The organism is Anabaena sp. FACHB-83 (genome assembly GCF_014697485.1).
Classification (GTDB): Bacteria; Cyanobacteriota; Cyanobacteriia; order Cyanobacteriales; family Nostocaceae; genus Nostoc_B.
The window spans coordinates 36,441-55,173 of sequence record NZ_JACJRY010000026.1; the positions used below are offsets into that span (position 1 = coordinate 36,441).

The 18,733-nt window shown below is 40.5% G+C and carries 16 protein-coding genes and 1 tRNA gene; 10 read left to right on the plus strand and 7 right to left on the minus strand.

Features of this window, described 5'->3' with window-relative positions; translation table 11 throughout:
* Window positions 1-191 precede the first annotated feature (191 nt).
* From H6G79_RS24690 to H6G79_RS24720, 7 genes are all read left to right on the plus strand, one after another.
* Window positions 192-1,094, plus strand: coding sequence for a hypothetical protein (locus H6G79_RS24690; RefSeq protein WP_190593386.1), 903 nt, complete (start codon window positions 192-194; stop codon window positions 1,092-1,094).
* A gap of 274 nt (window positions 1,095-1,368) precedes the next feature.
* Window positions 1,369-1,962: a Uma2 family endonuclease gene (locus tag H6G79_RS24695; RefSeq protein WP_190593387.1), complete on the plus strand. Its 594-nt coding sequence runs from the start codon at window positions 1,369-1,371 to the stop codon at window positions 1,960-1,962.
* Between the two features lie 9 nt (window positions 1,963-1,971).
* Entirely contained in the window at window positions 1,972-2,649 is a 678-nt protein-coding gene (locus tag H6G79_RS24700; protein WP_190593388.1) for a hypothetical protein, read from the plus strand.
* A 3-nt stretch (window positions 2,650-2,652) separates the two neighbouring features.
* Window positions 2,653-3,255 (plus strand): FHA domain-containing protein, encoded by a 603-nt coding sequence (locus H6G79_RS24705; protein ID WP_190593389.1) that lies wholly within the window; start codon window positions 2,653-2,655, stop codon window positions 3,253-3,255.
* Between the two features lie 78 nt (window positions 3,256-3,333).
* Complete coding sequence (locus H6G79_RS24710; RefSeq protein WP_190593390.1) at window positions 3,334-4,320, plus strand: glycosyltransferase; 987 nt, start codon at window positions 3,334-3,336, stop codon at window positions 4,318-4,320.
* 81 nt (window positions 4,321-4,401) lie between these two features.
* On the plus strand, window positions 4,402-5,010 hold the full coding sequence (locus H6G79_RS24715) for a GNAT family N-acetyltransferase (protein ID WP_199334088.1): 609 nt from the start codon (window positions 4,402-4,404) through the stop codon (window positions 5,008-5,010).
* Between the two features lie 132 nt (window positions 5,011-5,142).
* Window positions 5,143-6,321: an FtsW/RodA/SpoVE family cell cycle protein gene (locus H6G79_RS24720; protein ID WP_190593391.1), complete on the plus strand. Its 1,179-nt coding sequence runs from the start codon at window positions 5,143-5,145 to the stop codon at window positions 6,319-6,321.
* Between the two features lie 75 nt (window positions 6,322-6,396).
* On the opposite strand, the gene H6G79_RS24725 is transcribed toward H6G79_RS24720, so the two are convergent.
* From H6G79_RS24725 to alr, 3 genes are all read right to left on the minus strand, one after another.
* Window positions 6,397-8,022, minus strand: a complete 1,626-nt coding sequence (locus H6G79_RS24725) for a hypothetical protein (RefSeq protein ID WP_190593392.1) — start codon at window positions 8,020-8,022, stop codon at window positions 6,397-6,399.
* A gap of 238 nt (window positions 8,023-8,260) precedes the next feature.
* Window positions 8,261-8,342: transfer RNA gene (locus H6G79_RS24730), tRNA-Leu, on the minus strand.
* Between the two features lie 245 nt (window positions 8,343-8,587).
* Window positions 8,588-9,775, minus strand: coding sequence for an alanine racemase (alr, locus tag H6G79_RS24735; protein WP_190593393.1), 1,188 nt, complete (start codon window positions 9,773-9,775; stop codon window positions 8,588-8,590).
* A gap of 380 nt (window positions 9,776-10,155) precedes the next feature.
* On the opposite strand from alr, the gene H6G79_RS24740 reads away from it, so the two are divergent.
* Together H6G79_RS24740 and H6G79_RS24745 are read left to right on the plus strand one after the other, a co-directional pair.
* A complete protein-coding gene (locus H6G79_RS24740; RefSeq protein WP_062288673.1) occupies window positions 10,156-10,653 on the plus strand; it encodes an HNH endonuclease in 498 nt (165 codons plus the stop codon).
* A gap of 522 nt (window positions 10,654-11,175) precedes the next feature.
* The gene (locus tag H6G79_RS24745) at window positions 11,176-12,465 is read left to right on the plus strand and encodes a bifunctional oligoribonuclease/PAP phosphatase NrnA (protein ID WP_190593394.1); all 1,290 of its coding nucleotides are present in this window, start codon (window positions 11,176-11,178) and stop codon (window positions 12,463-12,465) included.
* A 259-nt stretch (window positions 12,466-12,724) separates the two neighbouring features.
* Here the strand turns inward: H6G79_RS24745 and H6G79_RS24750 are convergent, their stop codons facing one another.
* Window positions 12,725-13,927 (minus strand): ABC transporter substrate-binding protein, encoded by a 1,203-nt coding sequence (locus tag H6G79_RS24750; protein ID WP_190593428.1) that lies wholly within the window; start codon window positions 13,925-13,927, stop codon window positions 12,725-12,727.
* 197 nt (window positions 13,928-14,124) lie between these two features.
* On the opposite strand from H6G79_RS24750, the gene H6G79_RS24755 reads away from it, so the two are divergent.
* A complete protein-coding gene (locus H6G79_RS24755) occupies window positions 14,125-15,513 on the plus strand; it encodes an MFS transporter (protein WP_190593395.1) in 1,389 nt (462 codons plus the stop codon).
* Between the two features lie 83 nt (window positions 15,514-15,596).
* On the opposite strand, the gene accD is transcribed toward H6G79_RS24755, so the two are convergent.
* The 3 genes from accD to H6G79_RS24770 all read right to left on the minus strand — a co-directional run bounded on the left by accD (window position 15,597) and on the right by H6G79_RS24770 (window position 18,693).
* A complete protein-coding gene (accD, locus tag H6G79_RS24760) occupies window positions 15,597-16,547 on the minus strand; it encodes an acetyl-CoA carboxylase, carboxyltransferase subunit beta (protein WP_190593396.1) in 951 nt (316 codons plus the stop codon).
* A gap of 823 nt (window positions 16,548-17,370) precedes the next feature.
* Window positions 17,371-18,462 carry a redox-regulated ATPase YchF gene (ychF, locus tag H6G79_RS24765; protein ID WP_190593397.1) on the minus strand — a complete coding sequence of 364 codons (1,092 nt, stop codon included), beginning with the start codon at window positions 18,460-18,462 and terminating at the stop codon, window positions 17,371-17,373.
* 45 nt (window positions 18,463-18,507) lie between these two features.
* Window positions 18,508-18,693, minus strand: coding sequence for a hypothetical protein (locus H6G79_RS24770; RefSeq protein WP_015112758.1), 186 nt, complete (start codon window positions 18,691-18,693; stop codon window positions 18,508-18,510).
* Between the last annotated feature and the right edge of the window lie 40 nt (window positions 18,694-18,733).

Consider the following 18,733-nt stretch of genomic DNA (forward strand, 5'->3'; position numbering starts at 1 on the left):
GTGAATACCAACCTTACACATACTGCAAATATCAGATACAATTGCTCTATTTTGATAATTGAGTATAATCAAGGTAAAAGCAAAGTATAATTTATTAAAAAATATTTCAAAATATTGAAATAGATTGAAAAATTACTTTTTTTAACAAAAATCAAATAAATTCTATTAAAGCTGATTTAGTTGTAAATAATATGCCTATTGATGTAAAACAATTCCGGCAAAACTTGACTTATACAGCGCAAGCATCAATTAAGCAAGTAATAGCTGATTTGCAAGAGATAGCAGAGATTGATCACCTTGCCGAACTGAAACAAAAAGAATATGGCAAAAAGGCATTAAATTACTTTTGGGGAATATTAATTGCAGTTATTTTAATAATTGTTGGCTCTATTATTATACCTGATGCTCAATTATTAGGTGTGCTGATCCTCTTATTAACTTTAGCAATTTTTGGGCTGGCGATCGCTTTTATTTTGGCATTAGTCAAGCGGTCAAAGTTCGGTAGAATCAACGTGATTAATTATCGTTACCAATCTACACAAAAAATCTTACAAATGTTAGCGAGAGATATGGATACAAATGCAACTATTGATTTGCATCTATCTTTTAAAATAACTGAAAAAAACGAGCATAAAATCAGTACCACACCCCACCCTAGTAAAACTGATTGGAAAATAGATAATTATCAACATGAATGGATGAAAATTCAAGGACAGTTTTTAGACAAGACTCGCTTTGAATTATCTGCAACTTCTTTATCTAAAAAGCAATACGGCTGGAAACGTGGTAGCAGTGGTAAAAATAAATATAAATCAAAAATTAAATCTGGAGGATTAGATATTCACTTAAATATGGTCTATCCTCAGCGTCGCTATGGTGCAATCAAAGTTTTAAAAGACGAAATTGATGGAGCATTAAAATTACCAAAATTATCTAATCTGCGAAACTTAAGATTAACAGATAAATCTATGCAGCTTGCAGTTAGAATAGCCCCTAATGTCGCTGACAATCAAGAGGAAATATATCAAACAGTTACAGCGATGTTTTTAAGCCTTTATCAAGTGCTGAATCTAGCAAAAGCTTTGTCTAAATAAATACAGCATTTTTCAGTTGAGTACAGTACAAGTTTATATGGACTAGAGACTAGATGAATGTACTTTATTGGAATGAAAAACGCAATAATACAAACTGTTAGTAGTAGTATCTATAGCAATCCTAAAATAATTTATAAACCTCTTTCTCCCTTGTCTACCCTGTCATCCTTGTCTCCCTTGTCTCTGTTGTTCACATATCAAATAGAAATACTATAGTGATCAAGATACTACAATAGACTGATAATGATTAAACAAACTTAAAAGCAGGTGAAATATGCAGTTAGAAATCAAACCACACCATTACACACCTGAAGAATATTTAGAACTGGAAGAGAAAGCAGAATTTAGGAATGAATATCGTGATGGAGAAATTATTCCCATGACTGGTGGTACTACTAATCATAATAAAATCGCTTTGAATTTAGCTGTATTTCTAAAAATGATATTGAAGGCTCAAGATTATGAAATATATATCAGTGATGTCCGCTTATGGGTTCCTCGATATCGCCAGTATACTTATCCAAATGTGATGGTAATTGCTGGAGAACCTGTGTATACAGGAACAAATACGACTACTGTGATGAACCCTTGTTTAATTACCGAAGTTTTATCAAAATCACCTAAAAACTATGACCAAGGTGATAAATTTACTTATTATCGCTCAATTCCTGAGTTTAAGGAATATATTTTAATTGACCAGTATAACTATCATGTTATGCAGTATGTTAAAACTGCTGAATGTCAATGGTTATTTACTGAGACTGAAACTCAATCAGCAACTTTATCGATTCAAACACTTAATGTTGAAATTGCATTGAGTGATATTTATGAACGAGTTAATTTTACGGACAACAATGAAGAAAGCTAAACTAAATCTATGAAGAATAGAGTTTTAAAAATTGCAACTTTAGTTTTTTTGATTACCGCTATTTTAGGCTGTAGCAATGCAAGTAACAAGACTGTAGAACAGCCAAATCAAGTAAATAGTCCTCCTGTGGCTGAAAATACAACTAATGTAGCCACGCGGACTGATAAAATTAAAATTAAAACCGAAACTGGGACAGATTTATTTGAACTTAAGCCGCAAGCAGATGGCGCTAAATTAGTTGATGGAAAAGAGCAAGAAATAGCTAGAATTAAATCAGAAAAATCTGGTAAATTAAAATTTAAAAATCCTGCGGATAAAACTTTGGGTTATGTAGTTACGGAAAAAGGGTCTTGGAAGTTAGAAAATTCTAGTCAAAACCAAGATTTATATAGTTTGAAAAAACAGAGTAATGGTGATTATGGCTTAGAAGATGGAGGGAAAAAATTAGTTTATCAGATTAAATCAAATGATCAAGGTATCGAAATTTTAAAACCTAATAAACAGCTAGTTTATCAAATTAGAATTAAAGAAGGTAAGACGGCTTTAAGAAATCCATCAGGTAAAACCGTGTTTTATACCAAATCAAGCATTTCACCAATTGCATTTGCTTGTTTTGGGTTCGATGTTCTCAACCGCGAACAGCAAGCAGCCTTAGCTTATGCAGTCAATTTAACAGGAGGACAATAGACTTTGCAAATACAGCTAACTTGGATAGATCCAAATACAGGCGATCGCAGAGAACCAGTCTTAGAAACTCCAGTGGCTATTGGTAAACAATTTAATGCCATGCCACAGCAAATTTATGAACAAAGAGTTTCTCGAATAGTTATCGAGGATGACTTAATTGCAGATTACCATGCTTTGATTGACTGGCAAAATCAAGAGTTGATAATTATTAACCAAAATACAAATAATTCTATCAAAATTAATGATACTCAGTTAACTAATGGTATCTTGCAAAATGGCGATCGCATTCAAATTGGCAGTTGTGAAATTGTCGTCAACTTTGCCAATCTAGGAGAGTGCGATCGCATGGTAGGCTTTTTATTTAAACGCCGTTGTGGACGCACCGATAGAACCAACTGCCCTGACTGTAATACATCTTATGATGATGATTATGCCTATTATCCCGAATATGGTAGTTACCGTTATTGGGGTAGTAGTTACTATCATGACCGCGATAACTATTCATACAACCACGAAACAGGTAATGTAGACTTTACCGAAGCTGATGCTGTCAGTTTTGAAGCAGAAAGAGATAGTGATTTTGAAACCAATATGGGAGCAAGTTGAATGTGAAGGGGGTGGGGAGTGGGGAGTAGGGAGTAGGGAGTGGGGAATTATTAGTTAATAAAAAATGACAAATAACAATTGACAAACACTTGGTTAATTTACGCCCTTGGGGGTGGTTGGGGACATTTAAATCGGGCTTTGGCTTTGGGGAGAATTGCCGCTAAAGATAGAAAAGTTACGATTATTACTAACAGCCCCTACGCCTTAAAAATTAATCATGAAAATTGCATAGTAAACTATATTTCTGAACAGGCTGGTTTTTCTGCAACTTGTCAGCAAGTACGAGAAATCATCTTGAATACTCAATGCGATCGCCTAATTATAGACACTTTTCCTAGAGGCTTAGGCGGTGAACTCGCAGACATCTTACCGCAGTTGCAAGCCATACCACGCATTTTAATTCATCGAGATATCAACCCAGAATATGTAACCGCCAAAAATTTGCGATCTTTTGTCGCCCATAACTACAATACAGTGATTGTTCCCGGCGAAGGGCAAGATTTACCCTTGGCTGACTTACCAAATGTGCAGCATACAGCCCCTTGGTTAATTCGCAATTGTGAAGAATTACCGGATAGAATGAGTGTGCGATCGCATATTTTCAAAGTTAACCCAGATATCAAAACGATTTTAGTTTGTGCAGCCGGGAACGCTTCAGAATTGTCTTTCTTTGCCCAACTCACCCTGCGCTTACAGCAAAGTTTCCCCCATTGTGCGGTGAGAATTTTAGCCGCTAATTGTCCCGCAGATATTCCCGAAACTTTATGGATATCACACCATCCAGGAATTGAATGTCTAGCGGCTGCTGATATTGTTGTTGGTGGCGCAGGATATAACACAGTTTACGAATGTGCGGCTGTGGGTGTACCTTTGGTAGCATTTGCCTTGAAAAGATTGTACGATCGCCAAGCCAAAAGAGCTAATCAAGTTTACAGGGTACAAAATATACAACAGGCCATTACAACCGTCAGCACACTTTTAGACAGAATAGAGGTGACAAGAAATTTGTCTATGCCAAGTTATATTAACGGTGCTGTCCAAGCACTACACTACATCTCCGCTTGAAATTCTCCTTGAAACTAACCTTGTGGTAGCAATCTTGCAGAAGCTTAGGATAGAGTTTTAGCCAAGCCATAAACAATGGCCATGTGTGGATCACTGCTACACCTGCGATCGCCGGTTGATCCAGCGAAAATAGTCAAAGTTACAACAAGTTTGAAGTTCAAGGAAGTTGTGATTAACCTACGCTTTGCCACCTCTGCTGATTTGGATCTGCTACGAAATTGGGATGAACAGCCTCATGTGATGGCTTCAGATCCTAACGATGACTGGAACTGGGTAGTAGAACTGGAAAAAACCCCTGATTGGAGAGAGCAATTGATTGCTGAAATCGATGGTCGTCCCATTGGATTTATCCAGATCATCGATCCGGCTCGTGAGGAAAGCCATTATTGGGGAGATGTTGCAGAAAATCTGCGGGCTATCGATATCTGGATTGGGGAAGAGTCAGATTTAGGCAAAGGCTATGGAACAAAAATGATGCAGTTAGCCCTGGCTCGATGTTTTGCCGAGCCATCGGTAGCAGCTGTAATTATTGATCCACTTGCCAACAATACCCGCGCCCACCGCTTTTATGAACGTTTTGGCTTCCAATTTGTTGAACACCGAAGATTCGGTGAGGATGAGTGCTTTATTTATCGTCTTAACCGACTAGACTGGCAAAATAACAGCCCTGCTGACCATAGCAGTTCATGATAATGATCGATTTCTTTTAAATATCTACATTAAGCATTTAATTGAATTTACTTTACCAGTCGTTATAGAAGAGTTATAAGTTATAAGTTATGAGTTTATACCTTAACTTTTAAGCATTACCTGTACTGAATCGTGAATCTAACTCGACTGATTCCCATTTTTGATAATTCCGTTACTAGCTGGGCTGTAGAGGCGCGGCTGTTGCGTTGGTTAACCTTGATTTGGTTATTTTTTGGGTTAATTGTGCTGTATTCAGCATCTTACCCAGTTGCCGACGCGCGTCAAGGTGACGGATTATATTATTTCAAACGTCAGATTATCTGGGTGATAGTTTCCCTAGTTATCTTCAATTTTATTGTGAATCTGCCGTTACGCAAAATTTTGCGGGTATCTCATTGGTTTTTAGGACTGTTTTTACTGTTAATTTTCGTGACTCTTGTCCCAGGGTTAGGTAAAAAAGCGTTTGATGCAGCGCGTTGGATAGCCATTGGCCCCATCCCTATCCAACCATCAGAATTAATCAAACCTTTTTTAGTGTTGCAAAGTGCCAGACTTTTTGGACAATGGGAACAAATACCTGGGCGAGTGCGTTTGACTTGGTTGTTAATTTTTGGGTTGGTACTTTTGGGCATTCTTGCCCAACCTAACTTGAGTACAACTGCACTTTGCGGGATGACAATTTGGCTAATTGCCTTAGCGGCTGGACTACCTTATAAATATTTAGCCGGCACAGCAATAGGCGGAGTATTATTAGCCGTACTCAGTATTAGCATCAAAGAATATCAGCGCAAGCGGGTAATGTCTTTTCTCAATCCTTGGGCAGATGCAACAGGTGATGGCTATCAGTTAGTTCAAAGTTTACTCGCTGTTGGTTCTGGACAAACTTGGGGCGCTGGCTATGGCTTTTCGCAGCAAAAACAATTTTTCTTACCCATTCAAGATACTGACTTTATTTTTGCTGTTTTCGCCGAAGAATTTGGTTTTGCAGGTGGTATCGCCCTGCTGCTGATGTTAGCAGTGTTTACCACTTTGGGATTAATTGTGGCGATGAAAGCCAAAAATCCCGTTAATCGTTTAGTGGCGATCGGTGTCACTATTGTGATGATTGGACAATCTTTATTACATATCGCCGTTGCGACAGGCGCTTTACCAACTACAGGCTTACCTTTACCCATGTTTAGTTACGGTGGTAATTCGATGATTGCTAGTTTAGTTGCTGCTGCATTGTTAATTCGAGTAGCCAGGGAAAGTAACGAAGCTGAAGTTGTACCTTTACGCCGAACTCCATCGCGGCGAAAGTTATATAGGTGATAGGTTATTGCCAAGATTCGCCATCATTAATTTATAGAATATCTCAGAGTGGGTGCGATCGCACCCACTTCTTTTTTACAAATTTTCTACTTTTAACTGCGTGTCTGTGTTTTGCCATGCGGTAATAAATTCAGTCTGCGTCAATTTAGCTGCATCATCTTTACCTTGGGCTTGCAAACTTGCTTGCAAACCAAACAAAGACCTTCCATTATGGGGATACTTTTCTAAATCAGCACGAAACACTTTCTCGGCTGTAGCATAATCACCCTTGGCTAACAGCACACCCCCTAATGCTTCTCTGGTGGGCAAATACCAATCTGGTGGTTCTACATAATCAAGGGCATCTTCCGCTACTACTGCTTGTTCTAAGTATCTAATTGCCAAATTGTAGTTATGATTAGCTTTGGCAATTTTGCCCTCCAGAACTTTTTGCGCGATATAAAGAATGCGATTAGCTGGAGTAAAGCCAATAGTCACCCCAGGCGGAAGTTTTTGGATTGCAACTTGTAAGGCGCTGCTTTCATCCGCCGCACTTTGCAGATTGCCTGTAGCTGTATAAGCTAAACCTTGGGTAAAATGCCAAAGTGCTGTGGTTGTTGGCAAAGTCGCATCTGGTGGTGGAGTGTGTAAAATTGCATCCCAATCATTGAACCTGGACTGTATCAGCATTTTACTGCCCAAAAATCCCTCAACCAGAGGTATGTGAGAACCCAGAGAATTAGCGTGGGCAATTAATTTATCAGCAGCTTGGAGTGCATCTTGATATCTACCCGCCATACTACTAGCCACCATGAGAAAATGTACATTGTGGCTAAAGTACATTTGGGCATAAAATCCCTGAATTTTATTTTTACTGATATAAGCAGCATCCTCGGCGATCGCTTGTGCATTTGATCGCATTGCCCCTTGATAATCTCCCACACGAAAATAAATATGGCTAGGCATGTGTACCAAATGTCCGGCGGCGGGAACGAGTGTTTCCAACCGTTTTGCACTGGCGAGGGCAAGTTCTGGATGCAGAGACGCTTCTACCGCATGAATATAGTAGTGATTTGCCCCCGGATGATTGGGATTTCGTTGCAAGACCGATTCTAAAACAGCGACAATTTCTGTTGTATCTGCTTGCGGCTGACCATCATGTGTCCAAAGTTGCCAGGGATGCAAATCCATCAAACTTTCTGCAAACAAAGTGGCTGCATCCAAATCATCAGGATATTTTTGGGTGAGATTTGCCATCGCTTGGGCATAGTCCACCTGTAATTCCTGCAAATCTGCATCAGGATTGGCAGCATAACGCTTTGCCAAAGCCGCAATATAATCTTGTTCGGGAACTGGTGCTTTCTCTGCCAGTGTCAAAGCTTGTTGTATTGCCTGATATGCCGTTTGTTCCTTTTCAGTAGTAATAACGGCGTTTATATTCGGCCCTAAAGCTAAAGCAATACCCCAGTAAGCCATTGCCATTTCTGGGTCAAGTTCCGCCGCGTGTTCAAAAGAACGCACCGCTTCATCATGATTAAAGCCGTAAACTAAGTTTAATCCCTGGTCAAAAAACTGTTGTGCTTCAGGATTTTGGGTGGAAACTGGATGATGATAAGTCCCCAAGCCAGGAATTAAGTTATGTGAGGGTTTTGCTTCTGCAAGTACCTCACTGGGAAAGATGAACGTTAGTATGAGTACCCAAACTATTAATAAGTATCTCATAGCAAGATTCCCATTTTTGATTACTATTTAGTATTTAGATTACAGTGACTGGAAAAGAATATATGCGTCTTGTATGAGTCAGAATCGCGATCGCTTTTCCCCGCCTTTCATCACATTTATTCAACTCTTATTTCTCTGAAACCTCTGTGCCTCTGTGGTTCGTTATTCCTCTAAAAACAAATAAGGTTCCAGAATGCTCATACCTGAAACCTTTAATTTATAGCTTTTTTACACTTAGTGCGGATGAAAGGACTTGAACCTTCACTCCTCTCGGAACTAGAACCTAAATCTAGCGCGTCTGCCAATTCCGCCACATCCGCATCAGTCAACTACCCTAGTATAGCATATTCTTCCAGGAAGAGAAACACTAAAAGGATGAAGTTTAAATAATTAATTATCAGGACTTAGGCACAAAGATTATTCGTGGAGATTGGGTGTATGGGTGTAAGAATTTTGAATAAGTACACCCCTATACCCCTAAACCCTCACCAAAACCCTTGATTTTTCGTTTTGATGCGTTAGTCCTAATTATGTATACTTCACCCTCATAACATTCCCAAGAATGCTAGATAACTCCCACACGGGGTAGGCGATGCTTGAACCCACACAAAATTTCCCAAGAAATTGTATTTAATTGTGCAGCCCAATCATCAGCTGTGATTTGTTCTTTTCCTTGGTCGCCTAGTAAGGTCACAATTTCCCCTTCTTGAATCTCAGGAAGCTGGCTAATATCAATCATTAACTGATCCATTGTAATTGCGCCAATTTGCGGTACTCGCTGACCACGCAACAACACTTCCATCTTGTTAGAAAGGTTACGTGGTACACCATCCGCATACCCAATAGCCACAACAGCAATACGCATTTCTCTATCAGCCACAAATTGATGACCATAGCTAACACCAGTTCCAGCCGCAATCGTTTTCACCTGGGTAACTCGCGCTTTTACTTGTAAAACAGGCTTTAAGTTAATCTTGCGTTGTAAATGTGGTGCAGGCGCAAGACCGTAAACCCCTAAACCCACTCTGACCATATCGTAGTGCAGTTGGGAATCTGCTAGGGTGGCGGCGGTGTTGGCTAAGTGCAAGCTCGGAATTTTGATGCCGATTTTTTGAATTTGGGCGATCGCCGTTTTAAATCTGCTATGCTGTTCTGCCATAATTGCCGGATCAGGACTATCGGCAGTCGCTAAATGGGAGTAAACACTGGCTATGGTCAAATGTGGTAAGCGTTCTACTAACTGCACAAACTCGGCTGCTACTTGCCAATCAGTCCCTAACCGTGACATTCCTGTGTCCAATTTAATATGTACAGGTACAGGAGAACCGTAGTTAATTGCTTCTAAAATATTGGAAAAAATTAAAGCTTGTTTAGGACTGCACAACGTCGGCTGGAGTTTCCAATGGGCGATCGCATGAATTTGTTCTGGTGTCTGGGTTGCCCCTAAAATTAATATGGGTGCTTGTATCCCTGCTTCTCGTAATTGAATCCCTTCGGGGACTGTCGCCACCCCTAACCAACTCGCACCTGATTGTAATGCTGTTTGCGCGACTGTAACTGCACCATGCCCATAAGCATCAGCTTTTACTACCGCCATCAACTGAGTACGTGGTGATAACAACTGTTTTAGTTGCTTGACATTGTGTGACAACGCCTCTAGGTCAATTTCTACCCACGCACGCTGGGAAAACCACGCATAGGTGTCACACTGTTGATTAGATGCAATACCCGTCATTTGATCACGACTCAGCATATTTCCGTTCTCCTATCACACCACCACTAATAGATATTCATACTCATATAAACTACTTCCGTGTTAATTGAAAAGTTTTTCTTAAGACCAATTGAATGTTTAGATCAGAAGTATTTGAGTTTGGGAAAGATCATCAACCCCAGTTAATAAAAATTTACAGGTGTTGCTTAATACCGCAAATTTCTGCCCAAAATCAGGCTAACTGGTGATTTATCATCAAAATTGTGCTGTGCAACTTAACTTTTCCGGCTCTTATTTTCAAATTTCTAATTTAAATACAACAATTATTCAATTATTCCGGAAGTATAATTTATTCTCATCTCCCAAGGAGAAGAGAATCGTGTTAATATATGTAAAACTAATACCTTGAGCGTTAATCAATGGGGAAGGTTTTAGTCTTAAACGCCTCTTACGAACCGCTTAATATTACGAGCTGGCGACGTGCTGCGGTTTTGTTAATTAAAGGCAAAGCAGAACGAGTCGAACACAACGGCAGACTACTTTACGCGGGTTTTCCATTACCAACGGTAATCCGCCTACGTCATTACGTGCGTGTTCCCTATAAGGAAATGCCTCTGACTCGCCGGAACCTCTTGCACCGTGACGGTCACACTTGTCAATATTGCGGCTATACAGGGGATGAGTTGACGTTAGATCATGTCATACCGCGATCGCGTGGTGGTGGCGATACCTGGGAAAACATCGTTACGGCTTGTGTCCGTTGCAATGTGAAAAAGGGCAATCGCACGCCTCAAGAAGCCCACATGCTACTGCGTCATCTACCCCGCCAACCTTACAGCAGCCTCTATTTTGAGGTTAGTAAGCATCTTAAAAGTGGGCTGCATCAAGAGTGGCAAAAGTATGTGATAGGTCTTTGACACTAATAATTCCACCCTAGTTAGCACAGCCACAATGACTGATTGTTGGTGTGATGGTTTTGTTTGAGTTGGGGCAACAGTAGGTTAGATTGCTCACATACTACTATGATTGGTGTTGCATCCTATACAGGAGTTGCATCTGCTTATGGGTATGACCCGACAGTAGCTGCAAAAGTAGTGTGCTGGCATCTGCCTAAAGAATTCAACAGTCTTTTATTGTATATCCATAAACCAAAAAAATCTAGACTTGAGTCAAAAATTCTCTCCAACTGAGAGAATGGTCTAGGGAAGGGAAAAATTAGAGTTTGATCACAAAGCTGAAACATTGATTTTCTGCCGTTATATGTAATTTGGCAGAACTTCATAAAATTTTGCCGGGTTATCTTGACAAAAAATACACCAAGATACGTATCCCAAGTATTCTATATTTTTGCGAAGATCAAGATGTGTGGCTAAATCAGTAAAACCCTGATTGTAACTTTCTCAATCAATCCAGCCTCACACTTAACAAAGATGTTTTCTATGCAACTAAATTCTTCCTTGAAGCAGTCAGAGAGTTTTTCATTGACCACAGAACCCAATCCAGAAGATGCTGAGGTAGACCACCAAGAAGTAGTTGAACTACCTCTGAATCGGCCATCCTTACCAGCATCTACCAGCGATGGGGTGAGTGTTTATCTCAGTCAACGTAACAATTCCTTAACTTTTCAAAAAGCAGAGGAACTACAAAAGACCTTATTAGCCCATAGACATGAGCGCCAGCTAATTATTTTGCAGGATTTTCCTGACCCTGATGCGCTCTCATGTGCGTGGGCTTACCAGCTAATTGCTCAACAATATGATATTAAGTGTGAAATTATTTATGCTGGGACGTTGAGCCATCAGGAAAATATTGCCTTAGTCAAGCTGACAAATTTACCTGCACAGCGTTGGACACCGCAAAACGTCAAATCTAAAGATTTGTCTTGTTATCAAGGTTTTGTACTCATTGATAACCAGGGAACCACCAGTCAGTTATTAGCGACTGTACAGCATTCAGGCATACCCTTAGTAGCAGTGATTGACCATCACAGCTTACAATCAGAACTTAAATCAGAGTTTGTTGATGTCCGTCCTTATGTCAGAGCGACAGCAACGATTTTTACTCAGTATTTGCAGTCAGGTTTATTGGCTTTAGACAGCAGCATTAGCCAACACGTAAAATGTGCTACAGCCTTGATGCACGGCTTGAGATCGGATACAAATCGACTGATGCAAGCACAAGAAGAAGATTTTATGGCGGCTGCTTACCTGAGTCGATTTTATGATGCTCAATTATTAAACGCGATTCTCCAGGCGAACCGTTCTAAGCGAGTGATGGATGTAATTGAGCGATCGCTAAAAAATCGTATAGTGCAGAATAACTTTTCTATCGCCGGCGTTGGTTATCTGCGCTACGACGACCGCGATGCGATTCCCCAAGCGGCTGATTTCTTAGTCACAGAAGAAAACGTCCACACCGCAGTAGTTTACGGTATTGTTCACGATGAAGACGATGAACTCGAAGTTGTCATCGGCTCCCTGCGAACCACCAAACTCACCCTCGACCCCGATGAATTTATCAAAGAAGCCTTTGGTCAAGACAGCACCGGACGCTTTTTTGGCGGTGGTAGAACCAGTGCGGGTGGTTTTGAAATTCCAATGGGTTTCCTCTCAGGTAGTAACGAAAATCCAGCCTACGCCAAGATGAAATGGGAAGTTTTTGACGCTCAGATTAAACAGAAATTACTGAAGTTAGTTAACCCTAAAGATAACCCCATTCAGTCAGAGTAAATCTTGCGATTGAAGACAGGATAAAGTTGAACTTAATTTAAATTGGCAGCCAGAAATTTATTTCTTGGCTGTTTATTTACTTTATGCTATGAACTTGAGTAAATCGGACACCATTTACTTTTCGCTGCTATGGGACTCATATTTGATTTGGGAAAAAAATCAGTACATTCAGATCAGCCTTCTGTCCTACTCCCGACTCCCCATTCCCTATTCCCTACCTACACAAATAAATTCAGAAATCAAACCGGATTCCCATAGACTATTCCATCAGTTTAATTTGTTGATTAGCTGTGGTTTGCGCCTTTAACATTGCTTGCTGTAATGATTGTTGTCCCAACAAAGCACTGACAAATTGATTATCAAAATTATTCATAATAGCTGCGGGATATTTACCAACTTGCCACGGTGTTGCATAATTCACCCCTGCAACCAATGGTTTTCGCAGAATATCTTTGTCATAGCCTAATTTTTGTGCTATCGATTTTCTGGTTGGTAGTGCAAATCCTGTAGCTGTCCATTTTTGCATTCCGGCTTTACCAGTTAGGTAAGAAATTAATTCCCAAGCTGCTGCTTTTTGCTGAGATTGCTTGTTCATCACATAGGCAACAGTAAACACCATTGTGCCTTTTTGATTGTTAATGGTGGGTAATTCTGCTGTGGCAAATTCCAGTTGAGGGAAAGTTTCTTGGAGATAAGGAATCGCCCAGTTACCTTCAATCACCATTGCGACTTTACCCTGTCCAAACATTTCGCTACCTGAGTTTGTCCCAACATCAGATTTTTGGGCGGATGATTTATCTTTTTGATACTGGTCGATAACTAATTGTAAACCTTGTAAACTTTGTTCGCTGGCAAAGGTAGCGTAACCGTTCTCATCAATAACACGTCCATTAAAGGCTTTAATTTTATATACTTGTCGTGCTAATTCAGGTAATTCACCAAAACCATATTTGTTGAGCTTGCTTGTTAGTTTTTGGGAGTAAGAACGCAGTTCTGACCAATTTGTTGGAGGACTATTTAAGCCCACCGCATTCAAAGATTTTGTGTTATAAAAAAGAGCTAATGTAGAATAGTCTTTTGGTAGCCCATAAATATGGTTTTGATATTTAAAGCTATCTAACAGGGTAACTTCAAAGTCTTCTATGTCAAATTCTGGTTGAATGTAATTATCTAAAGGTTCCAAAACATTTTGACTCATCAAAAAAGGCGCTTCCAGTGCATCAAGATAAAATACATCAGGGGCTGCGTCTCCAACCAAACGGGTTTTGATGACATCCATATATTGGTCGGAAATAACTTCATATTTAACTTTGATGTTGGGATGCTGGGCTTCAAAGTCTTGTAGAACTTGTTTTAATAGCTTTTGCTCAACTTGAGAACCAGCCCAGCCACTCAGTTTAACGGTGACTGCTTTGGTTGTTGTTAATGGTAGCTGGTGACAGCTAATAAAAGCGATCGCCATCACTAGAACTACACCCAAAAATTTCCCCAAGTTGATTCTTTTCACAGATGGATGACATAAGTTTTCACTTCACTTATATCGTCTGTTGCTGAAGACAGATGTTTAATAAATCTGAATTTTTGTTGAGAATAAGCAAGATAAAATAACAAAAAATTATAACCAAAACTGCGCTGAGGTGCGTTACTTCAAAAACAACTATGGATTCTGTTCAGCTTGAAACTGCTGCTTCTCTGACTCTGGAAACTCTGGAAATACCCCAGATTGTTACCCCACCAACTACTCTTGTTCCAACTCCAAAACCTGCTTTTCGTTTTCCCAAGGATGCTATTCGGACTAGTTTACGCGCCTCTACAGTGGATGCTGTTTTAGCAACAGTTTTTTCGATAACTACAGGCGGTATTTTACTTAGCAATTTCCTTGTGGAATTAGATGCTAGTCCGGTGGTGTTTGGGTTGTTATCTTCTATACCCATGTTGGTGAATCTGATTCAGCCTTTGGGTGCTTATTTATCAGAACGTACTACTAGCCGTTTTCGCTATGCGCTGGGGATATACGGAACATCTCGATTATTGTGGCTCATTTTAGCGATCGCTATTGCTATCTTTAGTTGGGGCAGTATCACTTCTCAACAGTTAGTTGTATTAACCTTGTTGATTGTTTTAGCCACTCATCTTTTAGGCGGGTTGGGGTGTGCATCTTGGATGAGTTGGTTAGCCATAATTGTTCCCCGAAGATTGCGCGGTAGGTATTTCGGGATTCGTAACAGTGCGGTTAGCTTGACTAATTTAATTTGTATGCCTTTGGCTGGTTTAATCGTATCTCATTGGGATGGTGGAAATATTCAAGGCTATGGAATAGTGCTGTTAATTGGGGTGATATTTGGCATTGTTAGTATTGGTTGCCAATATTTCAAAATAGACATCAATCCTCAATTGCAAAATTCTTTAGCTTCCATATCTCCAAACAACACAACAGATGAATTAGTTACGTTACCTACTATTAGTATTTGGAAAAACTACAATTTTTTAATATTTCTGATTTATATCAGTTTATGGATGTTTGCTGTTCATTTGAGCGCACCCTTCTTTAACCTTTATATGTTAGATACTTTGAATATAGATGTTAGTTGGGTAACGCTGTACGGCAGTTTACAGGCTGGCGCAAATTTATTGATGCTGATTTGGTGGGGCAAATTAGCAGACCGGGTAGGCAATTTGCCTATTTTAATTTTTGTGGGAATTTTGGTAGGGCTGACACCAATTTTGTGGTTGGGAATTAATGCCAGTCAACTTGATATTTGGCTATGGTTGCCACTTTTACATATTTTGGCTGGCATAACTTGGGCAGCAATTGACTTGTGTAATAACAATTTGCAACTAGCGATCGCACCCATGAAAAATCAGTCAATTTATTTTGCGATCGCGGCTGCGGTTGCTGGTGCTAGTGGCGCTTTAGGCACAACTATCGGCAGTTTTATCGCTCAATTTGCCCTGTGGGGCGGCTTACTTGGCTTATTCGCCCTCTCTGGCTTGTTGCGCCTAGCTGCACTTGTACCACTGTTTTTTGTGCAAGAACCAGGAAGGTAAGGGAGTTGGGAGTTGTGAGTGGGGAGTTATGTATTTGTTCTTGCGATCACCCTATTCCCTACTCCCTATTCCCTACTCCCTCATTACTCAACTGCTGTAGAACTCAACGTCATCGACTCCCACAGCATCATCGAAGGGGCTGTTGTAACTGGTTGATGTAAAGCAATTAGCTGTGCTAAAGTTTTCTTTAACTGAGTACGAGGCACAATCTCGTCTACAAAGCCATGCTTGAGTAAATCTTCCGCAGATTGAAAATCTTCTGGTAATTTTTCGCGGAGGGTTTGCTCAATGACGCGCCGACCAGCGAAACCGATTGTAGATTTGGGTTCTGCCAAAATAATATCGCCTAACATGGCAAAACTAGCGGTTACGCCGCCTGTGGTCGGGTTGGTCAATACGGGAAGGTACAATAATCTGGCTTCACGATGGCGGTCTAAAGCTGCGGAGATTTTTGCCATCTGCATCAGGGAAAGCATACCTTCCTGCATTCTCGCACCGCCAGAGGTGCAGACAATAACTACAGGGTAACGTCGTCCGGTGGCTTGTTCAATTAAGCGGGTGATTTTTTCGCCAACAACGGAACCCATACTACCACCCATAAACCGGAAGTCCATTACTCCCAAGGCTACAGGCATTCCGTTGATTTGTCCTAAACCAGTTTTTACCGCATCTACAAGACCGAGTTTTGTTTCCATTTCCCGCAGGCGATCGCTATAAGGTTTGCGATCGCGAAATTGTAAGGGGTCGGTCGGGCGCAAATGCTCATTTATCGGTTGCCAAGTATTGCTATCTATCAATTGGCGGATGCGTTCATCACTATCTACCCGATTATGATGTCCACATTCGACGCAGACCATTTGATTAGCTCTCAAATCTTTTGTATAGGTTAAAACACCACACTGAGAACATTTATGCCATAGCCCGTCAGCAATTTCCCGTTCTTGTCGTTCCAGGTTGGTAGAGCCTGATTTTTTTCGATTTGCAAACCAATCAAACAGAGACTTTAAACCGCGTGATTCTTCGTTGTTTGCCATTTTTATCTTATTCAAGTGGGGTATGGGTCAAAAACAGTCATTGGTCATAAATCATCTGTCATTAGCCAAGGACAGATGCTTCATGACTACGTAACCAAAATTACGCTTATAAGCAATTCAGACCTTATTTTGCATCTTTGGTTGCCAGCTTAACGAAAATGCTTATACCAATACAAGTCTCTCGCGGATATGATTTTGTAAATGTATTAGTCAAGTCAAGTCCATTGGAACACCAACTCCCGAAAAAAAGATGCTGTTACCCAACCCTAGCGGCAATCTACTGTTTCCATATTTTGTAAATAATTTTGCTAGTTTCTGAGCAGTTAGCATCTGTGGCTTTAGTCTTGCCAAAGGGTCGCTTTCGTTAAGAGGGTAATACAAGTCACAGTGTTGATAATATTATCAAAAGGTGAAGCGGCAATGGGGTAATGACCGTTACAGTCATTAATAATCGTCAGTGCTTGTCTTAAACAGGACACAAAAAGCGCGTAAACAATCTTAATTATATTATCTTATCAGGCGATCGCTTGCAGGTTACAGAATATTCAACTTGCGATTGGCTAGAGTGGGGCGATCGCATGAGAGAAGAACAAAGCTGTAACCCAAATCCCGGTGGAAGTCAGAGAAATAGGCATACCAATGGCAAGTTTGATTGAAGTTGTTGGAGGTAAGTCAGAGCAATTATTAACAGGTTATAACGTCTCAACTGCCAAGCTTTTAGCTCAGGTAAAAAAGTCACCTTGACAGGGCTAGGGTACAGAGGTATGGGGGTGTATGTATCTAGAACCCTTACACCCCTTCACCTCTAAACCCTCATATTAACCTACACATTAAATAGGAATAACATGACATCTCCTTCTTGGACAATGTACTCTTTTCCTTCACTTCTAACTAAGCCTTTTTCTTTTGCACTTTTCATCGAACCACTTGCTACTAAATCATCGTAAGCAACGGTTTCGGCGCGAATAAATCCGCGTTCAAAATCAGAGTGAATCACACCTGCGGCTTGGGGTGCAGACATACCAGCATTAATTGTCCAAGCGCGGCTTTCTTTGGGGCCGCTAGTGAAATAAGTCCGCAAACCTAACAAGGTGTAAGTCGCGCGAATCAAAGATTTTAAACCGCCTTCTTTCACACCTAAAGATTCTAAGAAATCTGCTTTGTCTTCTTCAGCTAATTCCACTAATTCTGCTTCTACTTGAGCAGAAACAATGACGACTTGAGCATTTTCTTGTGAGGCAATTTGTCGGACTTTTTCGACAAATTCATTACCTGTAGCTAAGTCATCTTCTGAAACATTGGCAGCGTAAATAATCGGTTTACTGGTGAGCAGTCCTAACCCTTGAATAATGGCTGCTTCTTCTTCATTTAAACTGACTTGACGGACAGATTTACCTTCGTTTAAGGCTGCTACTAATTTTTCGAGAACTGTAATTTCAAACTGAGCATCTTTGCTGGTGCGGGCTTGTTTACGGGTACGTTCAATACGGCGTTCAATTTGGGCTAAGTCGGATAAACCGAGTTCTAAATTGATAATTTCAATATCCCGCGCTGGATCAACCGAACCGGCAACGTGGATAATATCATCATTCTCAAAACAACGCACCACATGAACGATCGCATCAACTTCTCGAATGTGGGATAAAAATTGGTTCCCCAAACCTTCACCTTGACTCGCACCTTTGACCAAACCGGCAATATCCACAAACTCAACACGGGCGGGGACAATTTGTACAGAACCAGCAATTTGCGAAAGCACGTTTAACCGCTCATCCGGTACTGAGACAACGCCGACATTCGGTTCAATCGTGCAGAAGGGAAAGTTAGCAGCCTCCGCTTTCGCATTGGCTACTAAGGCATTAAACAAAGTAGATTTTCCGACGTTGGGAAGTCCGACAATTCCGGCTCTTAGCATTTTGGATTTTAGATTTTAGATTTTGGCTCAAACTACTAAGATAATTCAAACAGGTTCAGGTATGGTTTGGGGAATTGTCCCAGGAACAGTTTGCGGAATAGGTGCAGGTACAGTTTCTGGTACAGGTTCGGGAATAACTGGTTGTGGTGTCGGTTCCGGTCTGGGTAGGGGGTTGGGTTGCGGTGTCGGAATTTGCGGTTCAGGAATCGAAATAGCTTGAATATCAATCATGGGTAGTTCTTAAATTACCTGACTGTCCCAACCTAGATGA